This window comes from Bacillus paramycoides (assembly GCF_001884235.1).
GTDB lineage: Bacteria > Bacillota > Bacilli > Bacillales > Bacillaceae_G > Bacillus_A > Bacillus_A paramycoides.
In genome coordinates this window covers 1-23,154 of the sequence record NZ_MAOI01000013.1, presented here as the reverse complement: position 1 = coordinate 23,154, position 23,154 = coordinate 1, and the positions used below count along the sequence as shown (strand labels likewise).

The following is a 23,154-nucleotide window of genomic DNA, read 5'->3' as shown; positions in this document are numbered from 1 at the left end:
ATAAACGATAATAAAATACTACGTGAAAAGACCACGTTTTATATAAAAATATACCTTAAGTTGATGGATGTGGGGTACCGCCACATGCCCATCAACCTAAGGTCATGAAGTATCCCAAAAACGAATTTTTTTCTCTCTGTATTTATTTATGAGAATTAAGTGCATTTTTTTGTATTAGGGAACAATCAATTTTTCACTTACATGCAGGAATTACATACTTACCAAATAAGTCTAGGGATGAAAGCACTTTATGATGTTCTAATCCACCAAAATTCATTATAGCCATAAAATTCGTAACACCTATTTCCTTGTAGGACTGAATTTGTTTAATAACTTCATCAGGACATCCTATTACGGGATTGAATTTATGTTTAAGGTCTTCATATGAGATATTCGTCCCACGCGGAGTATTCATAAATAGTTGATATGGATCTTTTGTATTGGATTCAGCATCTGCATATGTTTCACCAACATGAACATGAAATGCAACAGGGATTTCCAACTCTTCTGGATTACCGTATCCTGATTTTAGATACGTATCCTTGTAAGTATCAATCAGTTTTGCTAATTCATCCCTTGATTTATTGAACCCAAGCGCCATGAAATTGCTACCCATATTAGCAACATGACTAACACCTTTTTCACTAGAGGTTGCAATCCAATGCGGAGGAAATGGAGCTTGAATTGGTTGGACACTAAGTTTAAGATCTTTGTATTGAAAAAACTTCCCTTGATGAGAAAAAGATTGACCTGACCACGCCTTACGTAATACCTCTAGAGACTCGTTAAAACGCTCAGTTTTGTCCTTCAGTGAAATATTATACCCATCAAATTCCTTCTGATCATATCCACTACCTAATCCAAAATCTAATCTTCCGTTTGATAAAAGATCAACAATCGCATAATCTTCAGCAACTCGTATAGGATTGTGTAATGGAAGTACTGAAACACCCACACCAAGACGAATTTTGTTCGTCCTTTGAGATATCGCAGCGAGCAGAACAGCAGGAGAGGAGTTAATTCCAAAATCAGAGAAATGATGTTCTGTAAACCATACCCCGTCAAAATTCATTTCTTCGGCCCGAACCGTTTGCTCCAATACCTCGTTATAGAATTGTTTAGGGGTTCTGGATAATTGATTGGGGTAATTGTCAAATATTGTGAACGTGCTGAATTTCATTTAATATCGCTCCTGATTATTTTATTTAGTTTCTTTATTCCATGGATTGCTTACAAAAAATCTGGATGGTACTGTATTTGAAAATAATCATTCTAGCTTTCCGAATCATTCCACCGACGACTTATTTCTAGACCGTAATTCATATCGTAAACTTCTTTTATAGCTTTAACTTTTTCAAGACTTTCCTCGTTAAACACAGGTTTGTTTTCAAAAGAATGAAGAACTATTCTTTCAAGAAGAACGCCTAGTGAAATATCATGATACTCTGCCATCGCTTTCAAAACTTTTACCATTCTTTTTTCCATCCTAATTCCAGTTTGTACACGTTCAACTTTCAGTTTTTGATCTTTTCCACTTATTTGTTCATTATGTTGTTTCATAATTCCACATCCTTCTCACTAGATACACTATTTTGTTACCTATATAATAATGTATCATTATAACAATATCGTATGTTTTGTCAATTGTGTCATTATATTATCGATTTTACATAATGGATTCTTGCCCCATCACTATCAAGATAATATAAATTTGTAGCCACATAATGAAAAAACGCTATTCTTTTTGTAGAAACATACAGGAAGTATGGCGTTTTCTATGCGTTTTTCTGTCTCAGATGAAATGAATCTCTTCTCTCAAGAACTTCAAAACTACTTATCTCCTTCTTCTCTTCAACAACTAGCTAAAGAAGTTGGTTTTGTTCAACGTACAAGTAAATATCGAGCGTAAGAATTAATTACTTTATGTGTATGATTAATTCAACAAATTTCTACTACCTATAGTAGAAAGGGTACGTAGTGTATTTACTAGATCTTAGATGAAAGGATAAAGTTTTTTGTGATTAACAGAATAAAAATAGCAAGTGGACATAGTCTAATTTTTCCATTGACAATGATAATTATTATCTTTAATATTAATTTGATTTTTCATTAAATTGAGGGGGATATGTATGAAAGTTCGTAAGGTTGTTGGAAAGATTCATTTATACCTTAGCATGATAGCTGGGATGTTTATTGTGCTGATTGGATTGACAGGGAGCTTGCTTGTTTTTCAACACGAATTAAATCGTTTGTTACATCCTGATTTATACAAAGTAACAGAAGGCGAAAAGGTTACTTATCAGAAAGCACTTCAAACTGTATTGGCAGTACATCCAAAGGGTGAGATTCAGCGGGTATATACCCCGGATGAACCAAGTGCTCAAGGTGTTTATTTGTTTAATTTGAAAGAAGGAAAGGCGAAGCAAGAAGTTTACATCGATCCAGGAAATGGTAGGATCAATGGAGAGTTAGGTGAAAAATCATTTTTTAATCAGGTTGGGGAACTTCATTATCATCTACTTCTTAATGATTTCAAGGGGGAAGAAATAGTTGGAATTATCGGAATTATTTTCTTTTTTATTATTTTATCAGGTTTATATTTATGGTGGCCTGGGATTAAAAAATGGATGCACGGATTTGTTATACGCCGAAGTAAGAATTCGTATGTAAAACAATATGATCTACATAGAGTCATTGGAGGTGTTTCAGTTCCGTTTTTGTTAATCGTTTCGCTAACAGGTGGTCTGTTGGTGTATGATAAAACAATTTTTGGATGGTTTGGAGCGAAAGCTAGTGTGGCACCACCAAAAGAGACACTCATTTCGAAAACGCTTTCGGGAGGGAAGCTTCCCCTTAATCACTTGTTGAGTGAAGCGGAAAAAGCAGTACCACAAGGGAAAATTATGCAAGTAAGAATACCGGAGAAAGCGAAAAAAGGAAAGGCAGAAGGTGCTGTGGAAATCCGGATGAGCCGTTCATATGATCCGGGGAATGGGAATATAAAGGTATGGATGGACCAGTATAGTGGAAAAGTATTAGCAAAGCTAGACCCAAAAGTAGATAGCGGACTTACATATCAAATATGGCGTCTTCCTTTACATACAGGAACATTTGGAGGAGTATTTACAAAGATCTTGTATGTGATTGGTGGGCTTACTCCATCTATTTTAATGTTTACTGGTGTGTATATGTGGTGGTATAAGAAAAAGAAAAAGAGAAAGGGAAAAAAAGCCTCAGTATCTGCAGCGTAATTATATAATTCATATAGGGGTACCGCCACATTGCCATCAAGCTAAGATTTTAAAGTACCCCCTAAATGGAATTTTTTTATAGCACCGAAGTTCATTTTTATGATTTTTGGGGAAGAATGTGCTTCTTAACTTGATACCGCAAAAAAACAAACAGGAATGACTATTAAGTCATTCCTGTTCCTTAAAGAAACCTTCTATGGTACTAGCAACTTCCTTGAATGCTTCACCTTGGACACTAGAAATTGATAATCCTCCAATTATATTTTTCCACTGTGAATTTACACTATCCCAGTTATCATCCCAATTTTCAGTAATATGCTTATAAGCTTTAAAAGGTTTATCACGACTTGGTGAAACATATTTTAAAGCATCTATCAACTCTACAAACTCCAAAACACTTCAGGCCCTTCTTTTAGAACTGGAGTTACCTCTTCGTTGCGAGATAAAACTTCCATTTAGGTGGTGCTATTAAATTTTAAAAGCTAAAACAAGCATAACCCCGTTCTAAATTTAGGACGGGGTTAAAATATAGTTGTTTAATTTCCGATATAAGATACTTCACTGTACTCAAAAATATAACAATAAAGTCGATTGAAAATCTAAGGTTTATTCCGCAATAGCGCCCGATTGCGGAAGATCAAGAAAATGATTATGATTGCTGCTTATAGCTTGTTGAACTAACGCACCCGTTACTTTAAGTGAATTGATTCACAATCTTACTGGGAATTTACCTAAAAAAGCTGAATTAACTTAATAAAAAAAGGACTCCCTTTTTGGGAATCCAATTCATTCAGTGTCACTTTGGTTAAAGTCTAATCTTCTTGGTTCGCAACACTGTCATTAGCCTCATCGGTACCTTCGCCGACTTTGTTACCCATCGCTCCTCCTGCAACAGCTCCTGCAACGGTACCAAGTGGACCAAGAACAGAACCCAAAGCAGCTCCAGCGACAGCACCGACACCAGTTCCTACCGCTTCGCCAGCATCATTATCGACACGGTTACGTTCGTTTTTATCAGCCACTCATCTCACTCCTTATTTAGAATAGGCAAGTGCATTCCAGCACAATACCTTACATATTTTGACCTATAAGGACAGATTTATGCGAAGTTTCTTAACATATAAAAGGGTGAAGGAATTGTTGTTGAATTTTACGAAGCCTTTAATAATTTTTGTAATTCGTTATACGTCGAAAAGGCGAAGTCTGATTGGAGACTTCGTCTTTGTTTATATAGGGCATCAAACGTTTCGATTCCTTTTATTGTACGTGAAGCATGGCGAAGTGTTAGAATCCTGAGGATTTAGCAAACCGGCGCTTTACATGGCGATGATCTTGTTCTATGTAATTATTGAAATGTTTGATTGTAGAATGAGTAGTACTTTTATAAAAGTCATTCACCTTTAATTTTTTGAGTGAACAAAGTAAAGAAAGGGCCTTATCTGTTGTCAGAACCGTTGGTTCTCCAAAAGTTTGAACGAGTCGTTTCATAAAAGCATACGCAGATTGTGTATTCCGTTTCTTAAGTTGATGGGTATGGGGTACCGCCAGCATTTTGGAAAAAAACACGCTAAGCAAAAAATGTAATGAGCTGCCCATATGGACAGCTCATTTACATAATTATCGATCGCGGAAGTTGAATTTTGTCCTATTTTTCTTTTTATCATATTCTTTTGTTAACCACGGCTTATTCACTTTTATTTTAATTAGCTTTCAGCAATACCGTAAGCAAGTAATGAAATATACCCGATTATACAAATTGCAATAATGTTAAGTATTATTAGTAGCCATTTTATTAAACCTTTTTTTGCTTTTAGTCCCAAGAAAGTTCCTAATAATGGAAACAGAAACATGGAAATAATAAATGGTTTACCTAATGTTCCTAACGACACACCACTCAACATTGTATAAAACAAAACAATGAAGATTACTAAAGTAGCAAGTGAAAAAACACTATATTTATTCATATGGGTTCACCTCCCGAAAGTTAGTTGTTATTTCCAATGTATAATATTCAAATCTTGATACAATTACTATTTAATTCCTTCTACAATGCCATTTAGTTGAACAATATTCTTTTTAACCGCTTATTTTATGTCGGAATTTGCTTAGCGTACAGAATTTGCGAATTGTTGGTACCACACCATTTAGTCTACCTACGGAAATAGGTGGGCGTTATAACGCATAAGGAAAAGACACTCATATAAGAGTGTCTTTTCTGATAGCTTTTTTAGCAGAAGCAAGCAGCTCCAACGATGATTACTTTTGTTTTTAACTAATTTATTCCAAAAAGACTACGGAAATTATCGATGTACAATATGCTTTTAACTTACCGTGCTGGGGTGTGAGAAATAACCTTTTTGCGGAAGATAATATGAGAAGTTTGTTAGAAGAATGGAGAAGAAGAGGATTACCGGTTATTCATATTCAGCATGTGAATAAAGAAAATATGGAGTCAATGTTTTACCCTCATGCAGAAACAGTCCATTTTAAAGAAGAAGTGAGGCCAATACTAGGTGAAATCATTATACAAAAGTCTGTTAATAGTGCGCTCATTGGGACAAATTTAGAAGAGCAATTACGAGAGAAAGGCTGCAAATCTGTAGTGATTGTCGGATTAACGACAAATCATTGTGTAGAGACGACAACACGGATGGCAGGTAATTTAGGTTTTTTAACATATTTAGTGAGTGATGCGACGGCTACTTTTAACCGTAAAGGATCAGATGGTAAAGAATATAGTGCAGAAGATATTCATAATATGACGCTTGTGAACTTGCATGATGAATTTGCTACCATCGTTACGACGAAAGAAGTGTTAAAAACTATTTCGATAAAATAATTGCAGAATTATGTAGAAAAAAATAAGAATATTTCGTATAATCTAAGTATAATTATTTTGAAAATAGGGGTGGCAGCATATGGAGCAAATTCCAGTGAAGAAAATAGAAACGGTACTTGTTTTAGCAGAAAACGATAAACAAAAGCAAAAGGAATTTTATGAATTGCTCTTAATAACTCAATTTTATGTTGCTGGATCAGTAGAGGCAGAAGATGCGGCGACGGAAGGAACACTTCGTTTACGTCATTTCCAAGGAGAAGACAGATGGATCGTTCCGTTCTTTACACAATTGGAGTTTGTAAAAGATGTGTTGCCAGAGGGAACTCCCCTTATTACGATCCGTGGTCAAGAATTATTTGAAAGCATCGATAAAGATGCAACAGCAGTATTAAATGTCGGTACGGATATTACTAAAACATTTATTCCAGAAGAGATTGCGGATATATCATCTGGACGGATTTTTAATTATTATAAGTAAAAGGAAAAGCTAAATAGCTTTTCCTTTTTAATTTGTGCAAGGTATTGCTATGCCTGAAGAAATAGAAACGGTATTATTGTTTGTATTAATTGTCGCCGGAACACCAAGAGGGATGCCGATATTTGGGTTTATATGTCCAATTGGTAAACCGAATAGTGCAGGAATGTTATACGGTGCGAAATATTCATACAAGATTGATTGAAGGGATTGAGAAGGCTTTGAGGGCATACAATCATGACAGCTAGTAAAAATAACACCAGTGCATGCATTGAACTTTCCTGATAAACGCAACTGATTTAGCATACGATCGATTCGGTATGGCTCTTCTCCAATATCTTCGATTAATAAAATGTTATTGTCTATGTTTATTTCATAAGGTGATCCAATTGTACTAGTTAGAACTGTTAAATTCCCTCCAACTAATGGACCTGTCACTATACAATCAGATGCTACAATGCATTCTGAGGCAGATAAAATAGATGAATACGGAGAAAACAGTTGATGAAAAGAAGAAAGAGAAAGGGAGTCGACACCTTTTCCTAGTTCTTCAATCATCGGCCCATGAAAAGTTACAAGCCCCGCGCGACGTGAAAAAGCAATATGTAAAGCAGTAATATCACTATATCCCCAAAAGACTTTCGGATTCATTCGAATAAGTTCGTATTGAATATGGGGGAGGAGACGAGCGCTTCCATAACCACCTCGTGCACAAAAAATTCCCTTTACGTCAGGACGTGAAAATGCCTCATGTATATCATCAAGACGAATTTGATCACTTCCAGCTAAATAGCCATACTTCTCGTATACGCTCTTACCAATTAGGACAGATAACCCTAGTTCCTTTAATACTTGCACTCCTTTTAAAATATTTTCGATTGTTGGTGGTCCTGATGGGGCGATAATCATTACAGTGTCACCTTGTTTTAATGCATTTGGATAAATCATTGTCTTCCCTCCTTCTCTTTCAATATATTCGCGTAGTGATGGTTCAATCCTTGGAAAAGAAGGGGAATTCATGTGATATAAAGAAGGTATAAGGAGAGTAGGAGGGAAAATGATGTTTACAAGCCGAGTTACAGAGATATTACAAGTGAAGTATCCTATCATTCAAGCGGGGATGGCCGGTGCCATTACGACGCCAGAACTCGTTGCAGCTGTAAGTAATAGCGGAGGATTAGGTACGCTTGGAGCTGGCTATATGAGCCCAGAACAAATTCGTGAAGCTATTTATAAGATAAGGGAGTTAACGGATAAACCATTTGGTGTTAATTTACTTTTAACAAAAGAGTTGAAGATAGAAGAAGAAAAGATAAAAGAGGCGAAAGCATTACTTACGGCGGTGAATAAAGAATTGGGTATAGAGGAAGGGCAGGCGCTAAAGCTGCCGAAAAGCTATAAAGCGCAATTACAAGTATTATTAGAAGAAAAAGTACCAGTCGTTAGTTTTGCATTTCAAATGTTAGAAAAAGAAGAAATAGAGGCTCTAAAAAGGGAAGGAATAAAGGTCCTCGGAACAGCTACTCATGTTGCAGAGGCGAAAGCACTCGCAGAATTAGAAGTAGATATTATTGTCGGACAAGGCAGTGAAGCTGGTGGGCATAGAGGAACGTTTATCGGTAAAGAACAAGATGCAATGATTGGCACGTTTGCGTTAATTCCGCAATTAGTAGCAGCAATACCAAATATCCCAATTGTAGCAGCTGGTGGCGTGATGAACGGACAAGGCATTGTTGCGGCATTTGCATTAGGGGCAGAAGCTGTTCAAATGGGATCAGCTTTTTTGACGAGTGAAGAAAGTACTACACATGATGCATATAAAGAGGCGGTATTACAAAGTACAGATACGAGCACGACGGTAACGAGAGCATTCTCTGGAAAATATGCAAGAGGGATTCGTAATTCATTTATCGAAAAGCACGAAGGGAAAGAAGGAAACTTACCTATGTATCCAGTGCAAAACGTATTAACTTCAAAAATACGTCAAGAAGCAGCGAAGCAAAATAAGGGAGAATATATGTCTCTTTGGACTGGACAAGCATCATCGTTGGCGCGAATAGAATCAGCTCGGCATGTAGTGGAGCGAGTCATGAAAGAAGCGAAGAACGTAATTGAACAATTACAAAATGTATATAGAAAAAGACCACTTGAGTAATTCAAGCGGTCTTTTCATTAGTTTGCTTTATAAAATTGCTGGATAGCTTCGTCGATGTAAACCCAGCCTTTCCAACCTAAGTGCATATGATCTTTTAAGAAGTATTTATCATACTCATGGTTTGAGAAGTCGGCAATTGGATAACCAGCTTTCTCAATTTGCTCATGAACTTTCTTATAGTACAATTCACGTCGTTCTTTCGGGAATCCAGCGTAATCGTACCAAGGACCTTTTACAGGAACAGAAATGAAGAGTGGTTTTGCACCAGATTGTTTTAATAAATCAAGTACAATTTGTAAGTCTTCATACTCTGGTGATTGGTCATAAGCATCATTTTTCAAGTAACCTTCACGTTGTTTTAATTTCTTCTTAATTTTGCTATTGAAGTAATCATCTTCGATACCATACTCGTTAGATTTTGATTCTACTGCACCTGTTTGATCAGCATGCTTACGAGCTTCTTCCCAGTTCATTTGTTTCAATGATGGATCAAGCGTTTCTGTATGCGGCTTAATATCAAACATCGCTGTAAATAAATCTTTACGATCTAAAATGTTACGATAAATATAAGCGAAAGGTTTAGCAGCAGCTGCTTTTACTTTATGCTTCGTATCATCATAAGCGATACCTTCAAGCGAAATTTTTAATAAAGTTTCTTTCTTAACGATCTCAAAGTTTAATAAACGCTCTGCAATTTGCTTTTTCATTTCAGGTTTTAAATCATCGTTGAAAATGAAGTGATAACCTTGTTGTTTTGAAAAGTTAGGTGCAAAGTGTGTTTCATCAATACCTTGTGGTACAAACCATTGCGGAGAAAGAACGAATATCATTTTCTTATCTTTCAATTGATCCATTGTAGATGCAAAGTTTAATACATGTACAAGGTCTTGTGTTCCGCCTCGTCCAAGCAGGAATGGTGTGAATCCTTCAGGCTTTACTTTGAAATAATTTGATGGATGGAAAGCATCCATACGTGCGAATTCCGATGAACCGTACATCGGAAGATATTTTGGATCTGCTAACATCTTTTGCTGTAAAATCATACTTTGAATTTTTTCTTCTTTTAAAGAAGTCGCAGCTTGTTCTACTTTCTCATCACTTACAAGTGGAAGTAGGAAGCGCGTTGGAATAAGTAAGAATACAGCAAAAAGGGCCAATGCTAAAAGCATCGGACCAAATTTTGCTTTGTTCATCGGATTTCTTCCAACTTCTTAATAACCATATTTGGTGTAGCCCACTCATCACGGTCAAAATCAGAAATAGAAACTTCAATATCTAAACGCTCTTGGAATTCAACTAATAAAGATACTACAGCGAAAGAATCAAGAATACCTTCTTCAAATAATTGAACATCTAAGTTTTCTTTCACAATATCGTTTTCACATACTTCTTCTAAAATATCTAATACTTGCTCTTTGAATTCTGCCATTTTTAAAATCTCCTTTATATCCGAAATATATTATATGTGCAACTTCTTAATAGTATAAGAAGGGTGCATTAAAAGTATCTGTTAAGGTGTCCAGAGAAGATTAGGAAACCGAAACATACAAAGTGGAACGTAATTACAATCGCAAGGACATGCGTAAATTTATTCTTTGGCCAAAACTTAAGCTTCTTGTTTTTTCGTTCGAAAATATCGAATAAGATGAACAGAGCGGCATGGTAAAGACCGTAAATAATATATTGCGCAATGGCACTTCCTTGGATGTGCCAAATTCCCATAACGAAAAAGTTTAAAAATGCACCGATATACGAAATTGTGTATCGGTTTTTAATTAACTTCTTCTTCGTTGCGAAAAAGACGAAACGCATGTAAATAAAGTCGCGGAACCAGAATGATAAACTCATGTGCCAGCGGTTCCAGAAGTCTTTAATGTTACGACTAATGAAAGGCATATTAAAGTTTTCTGGAGTTTTAATCCCCATCATATAACTTACACCGATTACGAATGCGCTATAGCCAGCAAAGTCAAAGAATAAGTATAAACTATAACCATACATGTAAATCATGTTTGAAAGAAATGTATCTTGTTTGGCCATTGCCGTATCGACAACATGCTGATTTAGTAAATAAGCAATAATAAATTTATACAAGAAACCTTGGAAAATACGATTTAGCCCTGTATATAGTAAATTTTGATATTCTTCTGCACTAGGCGGCTTTTGAATATCTTTTTGGAATCTTCGATAACGATCGATAGGTCCTGTTGAAATCGCAGGGAAGAATAAAACGAATTCCCAAAAGTTAAAGAAAGAAAGTTCTTTAATTAAACCATCACGAACTTCAAATACCATTTGAACTGCTCTAAATGTTACGTAAGATATACCTAGAAAAACAACAAGCTTTAACTCAGGTAAAAACGTTGCAAACGGTGCGATTTTCGCCAAAATAAGAGGCAAAATCGATAAAATAACAGCTATACAAAACGTGAATGTACTATTATTTTGTTTTCTTAAAATTAAATAGCCTTTAATAAGGGCATATTGCCAAATAATAAATGCGGCTAACATCATTGCTTGCTTCGGTTTATCAGAGAAGATAATAGCAAGCATTACTAATGTTAAAACGGCATTATATTTACGCAATATTTTACCTTTTAATCCAGCTATGATAGTAGGTATTAATAAAATGCCCACTATAGCGAAAAAATAAAATGATCCATACGCGGTCATGCTGTAACCTCACTCAATAATTTTTTACGATCTACCTTTCCATTTGGTGTCATTGGAATAGAAGATTGATACATGAATTTACGTGGAATCATGTAATTTGGTAATCGCTCATTGAGTTCTTTTTTGATTGCAGATGTTAATTTAAATTCTTTTTCAAACGAATGCTCTCCAGGAACAACAACCGCTAATAAGTAATCGTATTTTTCACCTTTTTTAATTGGAACAACAACTGCTCCTTCTACGTAAGAACACGCACGAAGATGATGTTCGATTTCTTCTAATTCCATTCGATAACCATGAAGCTTAATTTGGAAATCAAGACGACCATTATAGAATAGAAGACCATTTTCTACATAGCCAGCATCACCTGTTTTGTAGGCACGCTCACCGTCAAACATGGTAAATACTTTTTCTGTTAATTCAGGGCTTCCTAAATAACCAACGCTTACACTCGGTCCGACGATTACGATTTCACCTTTTTCACCATCTGGTGCAATCGTGCCATCTTCTTTCATAATAAGAAGGCGACAGTCTGATTTACAGTAACCAACTGGAAGAGATTTGTATTTATTTACAACTTCTTCTGTAACGTGAATGCCTGTTACAGCAACAGTAGCTTCTGTAGGACCGTACGTATTCATAATTGCTGCTTTCGGGAAACGCTCAATTAATTTTCTAGCCACTTCATTTGGTAACACTTCACCGCAGAATAAGAATGTTTTCATGTTTGGTAGCATACTCTCAGAGAAAGATGCTTCCATTAAACACATTTCTGCGAAAGATGGTGTAGAAGTCCATACTTGTATATCCGATTGCTCTAAAGAAGCAAACAAGTCTTTTGGACGTGCAATCATATCTTTATCGATTGCCCATAGTGTACCACCTGTTACTAACGACGGGTAAATATCCATTACAGATAAATCGAATGAGAAAGGTGCTTGATTTAAGAATACTTGTCCTGTTTGTAAGTTGAAATCTTCAACAGCCCACTTCGTAAAGCTAACAAGACAATTATAAGTAATCTGAACCCCTTTCGGATTACCTGTGCTACCTGATGTGTAAATAATGTAGAAGTTCTCATCATCTTTTACCGCATGTTCAGGATTTGGAGTGTTCCCTTTATGAGTAAAGAAAATATCTTTTAAGTTGTCTTCAGATACGATGCGAACGGGTAAATCAGCTACAGTTACTTCTACCCCTGATAACAGTAATTTCGCACCAGAACTTTCAGCAATACGTTGTACACGATCAGCTGGGATAGATAAATCTACAGGAATGTATGCATGCCCAGCTTTCACACATCCTAAAAAGTTAATGATCATTTCAGGTTGCATATGGCCATAAACCATAATTGGTGAATGATCATCTGGATACTCAGAAGAAATCCAATGTGCTAACGCATCAGAATCTTCCTTTAATTGTTTGTACGTAATTTTCGCATCTCGCCAAACAAAAGCGGTTTGATCAGGCGTTTCTGCAGCCCACTTTTCAATTTGTTCTAATAACTTCATAACGTTCCCACCCTAAAATTCATTGTAAATAAACGTACTTGTGTTTGTATCATGGAATCCATACAACCAAAGTAATGCAAATAAAATTGCAAGGTAATAAACCGTCTTTGCAACCCATTGTGTGAGTGGTCGAGACCATATCTCTTTTAATCTTTCCATGTCTTTCCCTCTCTTAATGAAATAATAGCTCTTTGTAGGTATCATGTCCTACATTATTGTGAAAAAAACAAAATTCCACATTTTAGGTAAAAATAAGACAAAAGGCTCTTTTTTGATATTAGCACTAAATACTAAAAAAGAAAATCCCTAACTTAGCAATTATATTACATTCAGCATGAATTTGTAATGGATTTATCATGTGAAAAGAAAGTGGTTTGTGTGAATACGTGAAAATACAATTTATGTTATTCCATTTCTGAATTGGCGTGGGTGAATAATCAATGGATACTGAGTAAAGTTTCAAGTTATAGGGCTTTTTAAAGGGAGGGGGAATTATTATGAAGAGAGAGTGGAAAAGTCTTATTTCAGAAGAAAATATTATTAAATGGAGACGGCATTTTCATAAACATCCGGAACTGTCGTTTCATGAAAAAGAAACTTCGCAATTTATATATGATACATTATGTTCATTTTCTTATTTTGAAGTAACAAGCCCCACTAATTATAGTGTACTAGCAATTAAAAGGGGCGTGAAAAAAGGAAAAGTAGTTGCTATTCGAGCCGATATAGATGCCTTACCAATTCACGAGGAAACAAGTAAGTCTTATACATCGGTTAATAAAGGTGTAATGCATGCATGTGGACACGATGCACATGCAGCCATTTTATTAAGTACAGCAGAGACGATAGCAAATATGAAGGAAGATTTTGCAGGAGAAATTCGTCTGTTTTTTCAGCATGCAGAGGAAGTGTATCCTGGTGGCGGACAAGAATTGGTGGAGGTCGGCGTTATGGACGGCGTCGATTATGTAATAGGTTTGCATGTTATGTCTGGATTAGAAAGCGGGAAGATAGGAATTGTATATGGTCCAATGATGGCAGCGCCAGATGTGTTTACAATTGAAATTTTAGGAAGGGGTGGTCATGCGGCACGACCAGAGGAAACGATAGATCCAATTGCTATCGGAGCGCAAATCATTACAAATTTGCAACATATTGTATCAAGAAATACAAGTGCCTTTATGCAAAGGGTAGTTTCAGTTACTCAATTTCATGGAGGAATAGCGGATAACATCATTCCAAGTGCAGCAACTTTAATGGGAACGGTTCGATCTTTTAATCAAACATTAAGAGAGGAAGCAGAAGAGAAAATTGAGCAAATCGTGAAAGGAATTACAGAAGCACACGGAGGGGGGTATACATATACGTATCGCTACGGATATGATCCAGTTATTAATAATGAATATATTACGAAAATAGTAGAAGAAAGCGCGATAAAACTGTTTGGAAATTACAGTGTTGTGAAGCTTGAACCTTCTATGGGAGGAGAAGATTTTTCAGCGTATTTAAGAAAAGCACCTGGTTGTTTCATTAAAATAGGGACAGGAAATAAAAATATCGATACTTGTTATCCACATCACCATCCGAAATTTGATGTGGATGAATCAGTCCTAATTTATGGGGTTGAATTATTTCTAGAGACGACTATAAGGTTACTAGAAACGTATAAAGAATAAAAAAAGGCAACTGCGCTCTATCGCAGTTGCTTTTATTTCTTCCGTCAGAGAGGGTTGAGAAAGAACTATACTCATTTATAGTATATGAATAGCTCACGATCAAGCTTGTACATTTTAACTATTTTTTAAAAATAGTTATTGACTTTGATAATCAATTTCAATTAATCTAAATGCATAGTTGGAATTGATTATTATTATCAATTGGATGAATGAGGAATATTAATGAGAAAAACATTTCGCCTTCTACGAAGGGGATTAAAAGATAAAGGTAAAAATGTAGATAAGCATATTGAATGGCAACGAAATGTAATTCGTTCTGAATATGTAGAGGAGAATAGCACAAATAAAACAGAAAAAGCGATACATAGTAAAGGGAGAGATTCAGTTGAGTAAGTTAGTAATGATTTATGCAAGTATGAGTGGAAATACAGAGGAAATGGCCGATCATATTGCGGGTGCAATTCGTGAAACGGAAAATGAGATTGAAGTAATTGATATTATGGATACACCAGAAGCTTCTATCTTAGAACAATATGACGGTATTATTTTAGGCGCTTATACTTGGGGAGACGGTGACCTTCCTGATGATTTCTTAGAATTTTATGATGAAATGGAATCAATTAATTTAACTGGTAAAAAAGCGGCAGTATTCGGTTCTTGTGATTCTGCTTATCCGAAATATGGGGCAGCAGTTGATATTTTAATAGAAAAGCTACAAGAACGCGGGGCAGTGATTGTGTTAGAGGGGCTAAAAGTAGAATTAACGCCAGAAGACGAAGATGTAGAAAAATGTTTACAGTTTGGAGCTGAATTTGTAAAACATCTTTCTTAATGGCGGAAGGGAGATGTAGAGCAATTGCATGAGAAAATCTCAATCAAAACGATGACAGATTATCATTTATACGATTTTATGCGTTGTCCACATAAATTTTATTTCCGTCATATAAAAAGAAGAGAACCATCTTCATTTGAATGGCAACAAATAGCACAAATGATTGTGAATCAAATTATTAATGAATATTACACAGTACCTGCGGGTCAACAAACGAAAATTTTTCTTTTACTACTATTAGAAAAGTATTGGAAAAAAGTAAGGGTTAATATGTTTGCTTCTAAGGCGGAGTACTATATTGTCTTAGCGAAGCTAACGGATCACTTATTACAGTTTGTTGAAAGAGATGAGAGTCAGGTACCACCGTTATTTTTATATGAGAAGTTTCAAACATATATGGAAGAGTTAGGTGTTCATATTTCGTTGACGTTTGAAGTTGGTGAGTGGAGTACAGAATCATTTGTAATTAAAAAGTATGTTGTTGATGCAAATGAGGAAATGCTAGCTCTTTGTCAGAAGCTAATGACTGTTTTCAGTTATAAAGCCTTTGGTGTTATTCCTGGGAAAATTGAAGTTATCAATTTAATAGAAGGTAATAAGTATGAGTACATTCCGAAACAGGAAGATATTATAACTGGAATGGATGATTTATATAGAATGAAAGAAATGCTGCAACAACCTGAGCACTACACAGAGCGTCATTTTCGTTCTGAGTGCATGAGTTGTGCTTTTCGTAGTGAATGTCAAGTGGAAGCGGTAAAAGAGGAAGCAGTGCAGAAGAAAAATATCGTACATTAAAGGATGCAATTTTGCATCTTTTTTTGTTATTGACATGAAAAGCTTTTCATCATTTACGGTAAATTTGTAGCAGATTTTATAAGAGGAGGAATAAGCAATGAAAGATGAAGCGACGGTATTTCAATGGTTAAAAGAACAAAATGCTCCTTTTGGAATTCAACTGCAAATTTTACAGGCGTTTCAATTGTACGAAGTTATTGTTGAAATGGATAAAAAGTTAATGATGTATGAGGAGAGAGAATATAGGGAGAGAATTTAATCTCGTCCCTGTAATATCGCTTTCAATTGTTCTTTACTCTTGTTAAATTCTATTTCGTTATTTGTCTCAATGTTATAAACAAGATTATGCAGTAAAGGGCTGTATTGATAAAAGGTAGTGATGCGGTGAATGAGTAATGGGTCGTGGTGAGAAACAAGTGCACTGTATTGTTCATATACAGATATCGTAAACTCATGACCGAAATCATAATATAGTCCAGCAAAATCAAAAGCAGGATCGCCAATTTGAGCATCACCAAAATCAATAACCCCTGAAATTGTTTTGTTCTGTGTGTTAAATAAAATGTGGTGATGTGTAAAGTCAGCATGAATGATTGTATTTTGAAAAGTTGATTTAGTTATACATTCAAAAAATTTTTCAAATAAACTATTTAAGGCCATTTTCTGTAAAGATGTAAGGCTATTAGTAAGATGTTGATTTAATTTCGTTTGTAGGTTTTTCCAGTAGGTAATAGTTTTTTCAATATGGAATCCTAACGTCTCAATACGTTTTAAAGGAATGTTATGTAAAGCCGCAAGGAAAGTAGCGAGTTGTGTAATAATTGCTTCAAGTTCTTTTTTCTCTAGTTTTGCAACTATTTCAGCTGTTAACGGCTTACCATGAATGAGAGGGTAATAGCTACAAAATGGAACAGTATCACAATTATTCTTATACAATAGGTGATAATTAGGGACTTCGATTTCTTGTAATGAATGAGTAAGAATTGTGCACAGTTCTTTTTCTAACGGAATTCGCTTTACGTATTCAAGTTTTCGCGGGAAACGAAATAGTAGCTCGTCATTTATAATAACCGCTATATTATCCCAACCTTCTTCATTTTGCGTATATGAATGTATAGAAAGATCGGGCAGAGCTTCTTTTATATATTGTTTGTAAGAGTCCATAGTCGTTCCTCGTTTCTAAGTTAAAGTTAGGGTATTCCACTTTAAAATATCAGAATTTTCTTTCTATATGTTAAAATGTAACTATCATTATGAAGGAGGGTGGGGTGTATTACGAAGAAAAGAATATTAATCATTTCTATATGTATCGCTTTTGGTTTGTTTTGGTCATATAAAGAGACAGTTTTTGCTGCCTTTAAATCGATAGATCAGTACGAGTTAAATCAGGCAATAAAGAACAAGAGTATAGAAACTTTAACGCATAAAGAAATGAAAAAGGTAGGAGAACACTTTGTCACAGCACAACTATCAGTGTTTGAGTTTGATAATAAAAAAGATGTGAAGACAAAAAGCGAAGAGCTATTTGTAAATAAAGGGTATGAACAATTAATGAGAAATTATTATCCAAATCGTTTTCGGGATTTAGAGTATAAATTTACAAACGAGGAGATACATGAAGTGACGGATGAAAGTTTTTGCTATCATGCTGAGGCATATGTTGCTGGTACTGAAAATAGTAAAAGAAACGAAATGAAATTACATTATGACATGAAAATTGTAAAGGTTAATAATTTATTCAGGGTGTTAGAACAAAAACAGTATGTACAATAAATAATCCCTCAAGAAGAAGAGGGATTCTAAAGATTTTCATTTTGTTGACCAATTTCTTTTTGAGCAATGTATAAGTTTCCTTGTTCGACTTGTTTAAGGGTATTAACAGAATCTCCTGCATATCCTTTTTGTGTTTTAACAGTTCTTTTTGAACGATTGGACTCTTGTTTCTTCATATAATAGACCACCTTCCATTAAAAATAAACGAAAATGATGAGTACGAGTAATACGGCTGCGAAAATTGTAATGCCCATTAAAAAAGAGGTGTTTTTATATTTAGGTGGCTTATGTACATCTTGCCTGTATCCAGGTGAAATTTCAGGGGCGAATTCTTCATCGAATGATTGTTTCTTTTGTTTTTCGTCCATATGTATCCACCTTTCTTTTTCATTATGTTACACGTTACAAGAAAAAATATGCATGAGGAAAACAGCCGCTATAACATTAGCGGCTGTTTTGCGTTGTATATTTTCTTTGTACTTGAAAAAGGCGGATAAGAAGGAAACTTGCGCCAAATGCTAGACCGATAATAAGACCGATCCAATAACCTTTTGCGGCCCAGTCAGTATAAGTTGCTAATAGGTAGCCAAGAGGTAGGCCTATTACCCAATAAGCGATCAATGTCATAATTAAGGTAACATTTACGTCTTTATAACCACGCAACGCTCCTTGTACTGGAGTTGCAATTGCATCTGAAATTTGAAATAAAATCGCGAATATAAGAAATTCTTTTGCTAAATGGTGAACATTTGCATCTGTCGTATAAATAGAAGCAATTTCATCATCAAAGAAATAGAGGAGAATTGAATATAAAAGAGCGAAAGCAAGGGCTAACCCAATGCCGATAAATCCATATTGTTTCGCATTATTGTATCGTTTTGCTCCAACTTCAAATCCAACGGCTATCGTCATTGCCATTGCTAAACTTAAAGGGGTCATATATAACAAGGAAGCAAAGTTCATAGCTGCTTGATGTGCTGCTATTGTTGTCGTACTAAAATTACTCATCATAAGTGTTACAGCAGCAAAAATACTCGTTTCAAAAAAGATAGCAAATCCGATAGGGACGCCGAGTTTTAAGAATTCCTTCCAACTCGAAAGAGAAGGGCGATATAACTGCTTAAAAATATTGAAAGATGCGAAAGGCTCTTTCGTACGAATAATAATGACGGTAATAATTAAAATGCACCAATAGGTTGCCGCAGAAGCGATTGCTGCACCAACACCACCGAGTTTTGGAAAGCCAAAGTGGCCAAAAATTAATACATAATTTAATACTACGTTAATTGGTAATGATAGTAATGTAATAATCATCGTTGTTCGAGTTTTTCCTAATGCATCAATAAATCCACGTAAGACTGTGTAAGTAAATAAAGGGATAATTCCAATTGCGATAATACTTAAAAATTGTGCTGCAATACGTTCTACAGGTTCTTCTAAACGCATGCCGTTTAAAATAGGTGAAACAGCGAAGAAACCGATAAGGATGACAACGAAACTAGCACAAATTGCTAAATATACTGCTTGTATGACAACGTGGGGAACGTCCTCTTTTTTCTTTGATCCAACGAGCTGTGCAACAATAGGAGTAGTAGCCATTAAAATTCCTGTTAATCCTGTACTAACTGGAATCCATATACTTGTTCCGATAGCAACACCCGCTAAATCAATAGGACTTGCATGTCCTGACATTGTCGTATCAAAAAAGCTCATCGCAAATAATGACATTTGCGTTACGAAAATCGGGAAAAATAGTAGTACAAATTGCTTTAACTTTTGTGAGAATGAAGTAGTTTCTTTCATAAAATCCCCTTTCAGCATAAAAAACAAACTCTTACTATCATACAATTTAATCAAAAAATAGAAAAGAAATACGCGCATGCAACATATGCAATCGATAAAAAAAGGATGCACTTTGAAAAGGGATAAGGTATTATGATAAGGTGTGAAAAAATTACATATTCGTTATTAAGGAGGCACTACTCGTGGCTGATTGGTTAATTGGATTAATCATGGGTGCTGTTGAAGGTTTAACAGAGTTTTTACCAGTTTCATCAACAGGACATATGATTTTAACAGGTCATTTACTTGGATTTGAAGATGAGAGAGCGAAAGTTTTCGAAGTTGTTATCCAGTTGGGATCGATTTTAGCAGTTGTTGTTATATTTTGGAAACGTTTGTGGTCATTAGTTGGAATAGGGAAAGTAACAGATGGGCCATCGTTAAATTTATTACATATTATTATCGGGATGATTCCTGCCGGAATTCTTGGTGTATTATTCCATAGTGCAATTAAAAAAGTTCTATTCGGTCCAGGGCCGGTTGTTATTAGCTTAGTAGCTGGTGGTATTTTAATGATTGTTGCTGAGAAGTTTTCAAAACCAAGTACAGCAAGAACGTTAGATGAAATCACATATAAGCAAGCATTTACAATCGGGATGTTCCAATGTTTAGCACTTTGGCCAGGATTTTCTCGTTCTGGATCGACAATAAGTGGTGGTTTATTAGCTCGCGTTTCGCATACAGCGGCAGCGGAATATACGTTTATTTTAGCCGTGCCGATGATGGTAGCTGCAAGTGCTTTAGATTTAATTAAAAGCTGGGATGTATTAAGTGCAGCAGATATACCGTTATTTGCAACTGGATTTATTACAGCATTCGTTGTTGCGATGCTTGCAATTGTTTCATTCTTAAAATTGTTAGCACGTGTAAAACTAACACCGTTTGCTTATTATCGTTTCATTTTAGCAGCGGTATTCTATTTCTTCCTTATGTAATAAAAAACCTGCCGGACTCGGCAGGTTTTTTATTTTACTACTTTTTCAATCATGCTTTCCATTACGTGCTCCCAAAGCGAAGTATCATCAGCTAATGTAGCGCGGAAATTAGTATACATTTCTTTTTGTTTTTCCTCGAATGTTGGATCTTCTTTTTCTGGCAATGTAGCACGCATAGAAGTTACTAATTCTTGTACTTTTGGAGCGCGTGGTCCCCAAACAGCTTGTTCATTTCCGTCTTTATCAATGAAAATAAAGATTGGAATTGCACGTGCAGTCCCGTTTGTTAAGTATTGATCCATTAATTCTAAATTTTCATCGCGAATTAATAGTCTCATATCAATATTTGCAACCTCAGAAATTCGTTTCATAACGGGTACACATAAAAGAGCATCGCCACACCAGTCAGCTGTTAATACGATAACACGCCAGTCATCATTTTGACGTTCTTCTAGAACGGGAAGTAATTCATTTGGAATTAAAAAGTTATTGTAGATGTGTAATAGTTCATATTGGTTTACTTTCATTTCATTTACATATGTATCAAAGGACATGCCTTTATCAGCCCATTGTTGTAAATTCATAATTAACACCTCTTTAGTATGATTTGCTTTCATTGTACCAATTTTTATATAGAAAAGCTTGTATTCTTACTCTGTCTTATCGCTTAATAATTTATTTAAGATGAATAAGAATAGTACGACACATAATTCAGCTATGTTGGACATTTGTACGCTTTCTATCCAATCATCGGCAGTATGAATGACGAACCAATCTAGCGTAATTTCGATGATTGAGAAAAGAGAAAGTGAGAGCCAATTTGGCATATTTGTCGTCATTGGATATAACAGTACTTTAAAGAAGATTAAGATAAAGTATGTAATGCCATCTAAGAGAAGGATAAATAAAAAAAAGAGTAGTAAAGCAGTTCGTGATGAGTATTCTATACCTGTAATTTGAAAGATTCCTACATATACAAAAAATATAAATGCAAAAAATATAATGAGAAAAAGAGCAATAATACTAATGATAATTGTTTTATCTTTTAGGCTGAAATTAGAGAACTTTTCCTCTTCCTCCATTAAAACCACTCCTTTTTCTGGAAAATCAATTTCATTGTATCATGAAATATATTCTAAAAAACTGCGAATTATGGGAAAATAAGATGACAAAAAGTAAGATTTCATGTAGAATTATTAATAAGGTTTTTATTTAACTAAATTAAATAAAAGGGGCTGTCAAAATTGTCTCAAAATCGAGAGCAATTAATGGAAGAACTATCGACAAATGTTTTTTCTATGTTCCGCACGTTGCGTAATGATATTGGAAGAATATTTGGTGGTTACATACCGTGGAATGAGTTCATTGTCCTTAGAATATTGAACCGCACGAATAAAGAAATGGTATCACGTGTAGCTAATGAGTTAAATGTATCGAATAGCCATATTACAGCTGTCACAGAAAAACTAATTAATAAAGGCTTTGTAACCCGTTCACGTTCTACATCAGATCGCCGTGTTGTATATTTAGAGATTACAGAACAAGGAAAAGATTTAGTTTCAAAAATGGAAAGTGAGAAAAAGAAATATTTACAGGAAAGATTTTCCGCACTTTCAGAAGAAGAAATGAATGTAATGATTTCTATTTCCAAAAAACTTATTTAAGTAATTACAAATGAGAAAACGCTTACCTATGAAAAAGAGGACCTTCCTTAAATGTGGAAGGTCCTCTTTTTCATAATAGATTATAAAATGAAACTTTAGTTAGTAGTGGCCATCCTTGCTGATTACTAGCCACACCAATCGGGATACAAAATAAAATGTGTATGAAAAAAGATAGAGCGCCATACTACTAATAAAGGAAGGAGGGGAAAATATGACGAATCGTAATGGTAGTAAAGGAAGCGGTAATCAAGGTTCACCGAAATCAGGGCAATTTCAACAGGAGTTTAGTACTGAATTTGAAACTGGTAATGATAACAAAGGAAAAGAATATCGTTCTAAAAAAGGAAGTAAATCAAAAAAGGAGTGACATTAGTCACTCCTTTTTTGATTTAGGAGGCTATAGAGCTAGAAGTACTGAACCAAATGGTTATGACTGGCTCAAAATGTTTGATAAAGCGGTGTGAATAGTATTTTGTATTTGGACAAAAAAATAAGACCATCACATATCGGATGGTCAAAGGAAGGGGACAATTTATGTCAATTTAATTAGGGATGGAAGCTATTCAAGACACTGGGGAATGTCTTATAAATTAGGGAGGAACAGCTTCGATACATATACTATAAAAGATAGATGTGACCTGAATGTGAACATAGAGTGAAAGAGAATAGGATTTTCAAGTAAGAAGATAGAGAGAACAAAAAAATAAGACCATCACATATCGGATGGCCT

General features: G+C 35.1%; 31 protein-coding genes and 1 pseudogene. 14 read left to right on the top strand and 18 right to left on the bottom strand.

The window, feature by feature from the left end; translation table 11 throughout:
- Positions 1-193: 193 nt before the first annotated feature.
- Both BAU28_RS01505 and BAU28_RS01500 read right to left on the bottom strand, forming a co-directional pair.
- Complete coding sequence (locus BAU28_RS01505) at positions 194-1,180, bottom strand: LLM class flavin-dependent oxidoreductase (protein ID WP_071717508.1); 987 nt, start codon at positions 1,178-1,180, stop codon at positions 194-196.
- 92 nt (positions 1,181-1,272) lie between these two features.
- Positions 1,273-1,560 carry a hypothetical protein gene (locus BAU28_RS01500; RefSeq protein ID WP_071717507.1) on the bottom strand — a complete coding sequence of 96 codons (288 nt, stop codon included), beginning with the start codon at positions 1,558-1,560 and terminating at the stop codon, positions 1,273-1,275.
- Between the two features lie 217 nt (positions 1,561-1,777).
- Here BAU28_RS01500 and BAU28_RS31255 point away from each other — a divergent pair, with 217 nt between their 5' ends.
- Together BAU28_RS31255 and BAU28_RS01495 are read left to right on the top strand one after the other, a co-directional pair.
- Complete coding sequence (locus tag BAU28_RS31255; RefSeq protein ID WP_255300111.1) at positions 1,778-1,909, top strand: hypothetical protein; 132 nt, start codon at positions 1,778-1,780, stop codon at positions 1,907-1,909.
- A 220-nt stretch (positions 1,910-2,129) separates the two neighbouring features.
- Entirely contained in the window at positions 2,130-3,251 is a 1,122-nt protein-coding gene (locus BAU28_RS01495) for a PepSY-associated TM helix domain-containing protein (RefSeq protein WP_071717506.1), read from the top strand.
- A gap of 168 nt (positions 3,252-3,419) precedes the next feature.
- On the opposite strand, the gene BAU28_RS01490 is transcribed toward BAU28_RS01495, so the two are convergent.
- From BAU28_RS01490 to BAU28_RS01475, 4 genes and pseudogenes are all read right to left on the bottom strand, one after another.
- Positions 3,420-3,629 carry a hypothetical protein gene (locus BAU28_RS01490; RefSeq protein ID WP_002171022.1) on the bottom strand — a complete coding sequence of 70 codons (210 nt, stop codon included), beginning with the start codon at positions 3,627-3,629 and terminating at the stop codon, positions 3,420-3,422.
- A gap of 434 nt (positions 3,630-4,063) precedes the next feature.
- Complete coding sequence (locus BAU28_RS01485; RefSeq protein ID WP_071717505.1) at positions 4,064-4,273, bottom strand: glycine zipper domain-containing protein; 210 nt, start codon at positions 4,271-4,273, stop codon at positions 4,064-4,066.
- A gap of 128 nt (positions 4,274-4,401) precedes the next feature.
- A pseudogene (locus BAU28_RS01480) lies at positions 4,402-4,772 on the bottom strand (DDE-type integrase/transposase/recombinase); the annotation flags it as partial.
- Between the two features lie 182 nt (positions 4,773-4,954).
- Positions 4,955-5,215: a hypothetical protein gene (locus BAU28_RS01475; RefSeq protein ID WP_002171023.1), complete on the bottom strand. Its 261-nt coding sequence runs from the start codon at positions 5,213-5,215 to the stop codon at positions 4,955-4,957.
- Positions 5,216-5,526: 311 nt separating this feature from the next.
- Between BAU28_RS01475 and BAU28_RS01470 the strand changes: the two genes are divergently transcribed.
- Together BAU28_RS01470 and BAU28_RS01465 are read left to right on the top strand one after the other, a co-directional pair.
- On the top strand, positions 5,527-6,090 hold the full coding sequence (locus BAU28_RS01470; protein WP_071717504.1) for a cysteine hydrolase family protein: 564 nt from the start codon (positions 5,527-5,529) through the stop codon (positions 6,088-6,090).
- Positions 6,091-6,169: 79 nt separating this feature from the next.
- Positions 6,170-6,568, top strand: a complete 399-nt coding sequence (locus tag BAU28_RS01465; RefSeq protein WP_071717503.1) for an SseB family protein — start codon at positions 6,170-6,172, stop codon at positions 6,566-6,568.
- Between the two features lie 27 nt (positions 6,569-6,595).
- Here the strand turns inward: BAU28_RS01465 and BAU28_RS01460 are convergent, their stop codons facing one another.
- Positions 6,596-7,513, bottom strand: a complete 918-nt coding sequence (locus BAU28_RS01460; RefSeq protein WP_071717502.1) for a S66 peptidase family protein — start codon at positions 7,511-7,513, stop codon at positions 6,596-6,598.
- Between the two features lie 109 nt (positions 7,514-7,622).
- Between BAU28_RS01460 and BAU28_RS01455 the strand changes: the two genes are divergently transcribed.
- Positions 7,623-8,720: an NAD(P)H-dependent flavin oxidoreductase gene (locus BAU28_RS01455; RefSeq protein ID WP_244158051.1), complete on the top strand. Its 1,098-nt coding sequence runs from the start codon at positions 7,623-7,625 to the stop codon at positions 8,718-8,720.
- A gap of 17 nt (positions 8,721-8,737) precedes the next feature.
- On the opposite strand, the gene dltD is transcribed toward BAU28_RS01455, so the two are convergent.
- The 5 genes from dltD to BAU28_RS01430 all read right to left on the bottom strand — a co-directional run bounded on the left by dltD (position 8,738) and on the right by BAU28_RS01430 (position 13,063).
- Entirely contained in the window at positions 8,738-9,913 is a 1,176-nt protein-coding gene (gene dltD / locus BAU28_RS01450; protein WP_071717500.1) for a D-alanyl-lipoteichoic acid biosynthesis protein DltD, read from the bottom strand.
- Positions 9,910-10,149 (bottom strand): D-alanine--poly(phosphoribitol) ligase subunit DltC, encoded by a 240-nt coding sequence (dltC, locus tag BAU28_RS01445; protein WP_000807310.1) that lies wholly within the window; start codon positions 10,147-10,149, stop codon positions 9,910-9,912. Before dltC ends, dltD begins: the two co-directional genes overlap by 4 nt.
- Positions 10,150-10,217: 68 nt before the next feature.
- A complete protein-coding gene (gene dltB / locus BAU28_RS01440; protein ID WP_071717499.1) occupies positions 10,218-11,393 on the bottom strand; it encodes a D-alanyl-lipoteichoic acid biosynthesis protein DltB in 1,176 nt (391 codons plus the stop codon).
- Positions 11,390-12,904, bottom strand: coding sequence for a D-alanine--poly(phosphoribitol) ligase subunit DltA (gene dltA / locus BAU28_RS01435; RefSeq protein WP_071717498.1), 1,515 nt, complete (start codon positions 12,902-12,904; stop codon positions 11,390-11,392). The genes dltB and dltA overlap by 4 nt, the downstream gene beginning before the upstream one ends.
- 12 nt (positions 12,905-12,916) lie before the next feature.
- Positions 12,917-13,063 carry a teichoic acid D-Ala incorporation-associated protein DltX gene (locus BAU28_RS01430; RefSeq protein ID WP_000440293.1) on the bottom strand — a complete coding sequence of 49 codons (147 nt, stop codon included), beginning with the start codon at positions 13,061-13,063 and terminating at the stop codon, positions 12,917-12,919.
- A 338-nt stretch (positions 13,064-13,401) separates the two neighbouring features.
- Between BAU28_RS01430 and BAU28_RS01420 the strand changes: the two genes are divergently transcribed.
- From BAU28_RS01420 to BAU28_RS30285, 5 genes are all read left to right on the top strand, one after another.
- Complete coding sequence (locus BAU28_RS01420) at positions 13,402-14,580, top strand: amidohydrolase (protein ID WP_071717496.1); 1,179 nt, start codon at positions 13,402-13,404, stop codon at positions 14,578-14,580.
- A 222-nt stretch (positions 14,581-14,802) separates the two neighbouring features.
- Positions 14,803-14,973, top strand: a complete 171-nt coding sequence (locus BAU28_RS30290) for a hypothetical protein (RefSeq protein WP_165615142.1) — start codon at positions 14,803-14,805, stop codon at positions 14,971-14,973.
- Positions 14,966-15,412: a flavodoxin gene (locus tag BAU28_RS01410; RefSeq protein WP_048370582.1), complete on the top strand. Its 447-nt coding sequence runs from the start codon at positions 14,966-14,968 to the stop codon at positions 15,410-15,412. The genes BAU28_RS30290 and BAU28_RS01410 overlap by 8 nt, the downstream gene beginning before the upstream one ends.
- Before the next feature lie 24 nt (positions 15,413-15,436).
- Positions 15,437-16,210: a hypothetical protein gene (locus BAU28_RS01405; protein WP_071717495.1), complete on the top strand. Its 774-nt coding sequence runs from the start codon at positions 15,437-15,439 to the stop codon at positions 16,208-16,210.
- Between the two features lie 97 nt (positions 16,211-16,307).
- On the top strand, positions 16,308-16,469 hold the full coding sequence (locus BAU28_RS30285; protein WP_002171036.1) for a hypothetical protein: 162 nt from the start codon (positions 16,308-16,310) through the stop codon (positions 16,467-16,469).
- Here the strand turns inward: BAU28_RS30285 and BAU28_RS01395 are convergent.
- The gene (locus BAU28_RS01395; protein WP_071717494.1) at positions 16,466-17,374 is read right to left on the bottom strand and encodes an aminoglycoside phosphotransferase family protein; all 909 of its coding nucleotides are present in this window, start codon (positions 17,372-17,374) and stop codon (positions 16,466-16,468) included. The genes BAU28_RS30285 and BAU28_RS01395 overlap by 4 nt on opposite strands.
- 99 nt (positions 17,375-17,473) lie before the next feature.
- Here BAU28_RS01395 and BAU28_RS01390 point away from each other — a divergent pair, with 99 nt between their 5' ends.
- Positions 17,474-17,983 carry a biotin transporter BioY gene (locus BAU28_RS01390; protein WP_071717493.1) on the top strand — a complete coding sequence of 170 codons (510 nt, stop codon included), beginning with the start codon at positions 17,474-17,476 and terminating at the stop codon, positions 17,981-17,983.
- A 26-nt stretch (positions 17,984-18,009) separates the two neighbouring features.
- Here BAU28_RS01390 and BAU28_RS30280 read toward each other — a convergent pair whose 3' ends face one another.
- The 3 genes from BAU28_RS30280 to BAU28_RS01375 form a co-directional block, all read right to left on the bottom strand.
- The gene (locus BAU28_RS30280) at positions 18,010-18,159 is read right to left on the bottom strand and encodes a hypothetical protein (protein ID WP_002171039.1); all 150 of its coding nucleotides are present in this window, start codon (positions 18,157-18,159) and stop codon (positions 18,010-18,012) included.
- Positions 18,160-18,177: 18 nt separating this feature from the next.
- A complete protein-coding gene (locus BAU28_RS01380; RefSeq protein WP_000343684.1) occupies positions 18,178-18,351 on the bottom strand; it encodes a hypothetical protein in 174 nt (57 codons plus the stop codon).
- A 76-nt stretch (positions 18,352-18,427) separates the two neighbouring features.
- Complete coding sequence (locus BAU28_RS01375; RefSeq protein WP_071717509.1) at positions 18,428-19,786, bottom strand: MATE family efflux transporter; 1,359 nt, start codon at positions 19,784-19,786, stop codon at positions 18,428-18,430.
- A gap of 182 nt (positions 19,787-19,968) precedes the next feature.
- Between BAU28_RS01375 and uppP the strand changes: the two genes are divergently transcribed.
- On the top strand, positions 19,969-20,760 hold the full coding sequence (gene uppP / locus BAU28_RS01370; protein ID WP_071717492.1) for a bacitracin resistance undecaprenyl-diphosphatase: 792 nt from the start codon (positions 19,969-19,971) through the stop codon (positions 20,758-20,760).
- A 29-nt stretch (positions 20,761-20,789) separates the two neighbouring features.
- On the opposite strand, the gene BAU28_RS01365 is transcribed toward uppP, so the two are convergent.
- Together BAU28_RS01365 and BAU28_RS01360 are read right to left on the bottom strand one after the other, a co-directional pair.
- Positions 20,790-21,377 carry a thioredoxin family protein gene (locus BAU28_RS01365; protein WP_116500262.1) on the bottom strand — a complete coding sequence of 196 codons (588 nt, stop codon included), beginning with the start codon at positions 21,375-21,377 and terminating at the stop codon, positions 20,790-20,792.
- 33 nt (positions 21,378-21,410) lie between these two features.
- Positions 21,411-21,842, bottom strand: coding sequence for a regulatory YrvL family protein (locus BAU28_RS01360; RefSeq protein ID WP_071717491.1), 432 nt, complete (start codon positions 21,840-21,842; stop codon positions 21,411-21,413).
- Positions 21,843-22,004: 162 nt separating this feature from the next.
- On the opposite strand from BAU28_RS01360, the gene BAU28_RS01355 reads away from it, so the two are divergent.
- Complete coding sequence (locus tag BAU28_RS01355; RefSeq protein WP_071717490.1) at positions 22,005-22,424, top strand: MarR family winged helix-turn-helix transcriptional regulator; 420 nt, start codon at positions 22,005-22,007, stop codon at positions 22,422-22,424.
- 211 nt (positions 22,425-22,635) lie between these two features.
- Positions 22,636-22,791 (top strand): hypothetical protein, encoded by a 156-nt coding sequence (locus tag BAU28_RS01350; RefSeq protein ID WP_000184933.1) that lies wholly within the window; start codon positions 22,636-22,638, stop codon positions 22,789-22,791.
- Positions 22,792-23,154 lie beyond the last annotated feature (363 nt).